This is a genomic window from Shimia litoralis (assembly GCF_005518135.1).
GTDB classification, from domain to species: Bacteria; Pseudomonadota; Alphaproteobacteria; order Rhodobacterales; family Rhodobacteraceae; genus Shimia_E; species Shimia_E litoralis.
The window spans coordinates 1-2,210 of record NZ_SULI01000052.1 but is presented as its reverse complement, the minus strand read 5'-3'; the positions used below and the strand labels follow the sequence as shown (position 1 = coordinate 2,210).

2 protein-coding genes are annotated in these 2,210 nt (G+C 47.7%); both read right to left on the bottom strand.

Annotation, left to right across the window (positions count from 1 at the left end; all coding sequences use genetic code 11):
- Positions 1-18: 18 nt before the first annotated feature.
- A complete protein-coding gene (locus FAP39_RS17870) occupies positions 19-324 on the bottom strand; it encodes a transposase (protein WP_246059250.1) in 306 nt (101 codons plus the stop codon).
- Positions 325-392: 68 nt separating this feature from the next.
- On the bottom strand, positions 393-2,081 hold the full coding sequence (locus tag FAP39_RS17240) for a hypothetical protein (protein ID WP_138017609.1): 1,689 nt from the start codon (positions 2,079-2,081) through the stop codon (positions 393-395).
- Positions 2,082-2,210 lie beyond the last annotated feature (129 nt).

Genomic DNA, 2,210 nt, shown 5'->3' with positions numbered 1-2,210 from the left:
ACATAAACCAGATGCATCTTAGCCAAGCCGCAAACCTGTCCTAAAAAGCAGGACCACTTCAGTCGATGCCGTGTCGCTGGCGCCAGACCGATCAACAATCTCAACTGGAAGAAAACACGGTGTCTCAGAAACCAGTTCTTCAACGATCTCCATGTCTGGCGCAAATTTTGGATCACGCAACCATTTGTGGATCAGGTTAGCATTCATCGCATACCGTCGCGCAACTTGTGCAACTGAAACGCCCGGCGCGCATGTCTGCCCACAGATCGAAATCTTCTCCTCATCCGACCAGAACCGCTTCTTCTGACCCTTCTTGCCCGCCATATCTGCCCTCAAGATGTCCACTATCAATGGTGGACACTATCAGCGCACTCTATGCCGCGTCAGAGCAGTCAGACCGGACGCTTACCTATTAATTTGAAGAGTGCGTCCTGAAAACGTCGAGTCGATTTAAATGACTTGTTTCTCCAGAGCGCGTTGTTGAGATAGTGCCGAAGGCTTTTTATGTTCTCATGCCCCGCTGCCAACTGAGCAACGATGTATTGGTGGCCTGACGCAGCGTAAACATCACTGATGTATCCATCACGAAAATCACTGACAGTCATCCAAAGAAGATCATCGTGACCATGCTTCTCTAGCAACGCCCGAAGAGCTATTGTGAGTTCCCAACTGATACCAGTATCTACCAATCCAATTCGACCAATTTCGTTAGTATTGAAATACAACCACGGTGACTTGAGCATATCTTTGATCCGGTTTACCCGAGACTGAATCTCGCGAGGGTAAGGCTGCTGGTACATCTCGGCAATTGTGGCCAACTCAGTGCGCAAGCAAACCCGCAGCGGCTCTGTGATACTCAAAGCCCTCTGTATAATCTGGTATGGATGGTTAACGTCTCCTAACTTGCTGACGGCGTACTGCATCACACCTTTTGCGCGAGTCTTAACGGATCTGAGAACAACGAGGTCGGGATCAATTGGGTGAGGCGTTACCCACTTACCTGTGTCGCTCACATCAAGCCGCAAAGCGACCTCGATGTTCCAACCCGTCATAATCAGGAACTGCAAGGCTAACAAATACATATCATCAGCAACGGGGATGAACCAACGCATCGCGTTTATGTATGCCCAGGAACTCTTTCGAGATGGGGGCAAGTAACTTGCGCCAACATCTCTTCCCAAAAAATTCACAGAAGGACCAAGGTGCCTCCCCAGATCAAATTTTGTGAACCCTCCCGTCAACATAGATTTCGCTATGGCATCATGAAACCTCTTTGCAACATAGTCTGGCTTACGCCACTGGTTGCGATGACGGTGTTTTGGTTCACTTTGGACCAACCGTTGACCATCTTTAAAGTTCCGGCACAGCTCTTTGGTCTCTGCAAGAATAGCCCTTGCAACTTTCTTCATCTCTTGATCTGTCGGAATCCGTGTATCTGTCTTTTTCGTTTCGCCCATCAGGCGCATTCTTGCTTTCTGCTTTTCCACAAAACGGATCTCAGAAGCTGCACGCGGGGCAGGCCTAAAACAAATTTCTTTTTCAGGGCACGCACTTTTTATTGATCGACTTATGACTGTTTTTACGGTGCCGTAGGAGCTCGTTGCTTTATCAATCATGTTAATCGCGATTTGCTCTGCCACCTCGTCGGTGATGTCTTCCAACCGGTCAATTTTAAAGGCACCGACTCTTTCTATCTCATCAAGTGCTCGATACAGGTTACCCAGATTGCTTTTGAGTTGACGACCTGCACTCTCAGATCCACCCCGAATCTTTTGCTTAATTGCATCTAATAATTGACCTGACAGCTTGGGCCGTCCGGTATAGTCTCCGAGAAATCTTCCACGATGGTTTGGCGCCAAATCCTCCTGTGACAAACCTGTCGCCAAACAAGTAAAATCATAATTTTTGACAAGATTGCGCCTCGTTGGCAGCTCAAACCGGAACTTGTCAAAAGGATCTTCCAACTCAAGCGTGACACCGTTCGTTTCATGAGGCTCCGTATCTTCGGAAAACTGTGCAACACCCTTTAGGTGACTCGCTGATTTTCTATTTTTTTTCTTGATAAGCCGACTCTTCACCATCTAGTTCTCCGCCGCCAATTTTTCATGCCACTTGATTTGATATTGTGAGCTAAGAAGGGCATTCTGAAGTGGTCCTGCTTTTTAGGACAGGTTTGCGGCTTGGCTAAGATGCATCTGGTTTATGTTCAT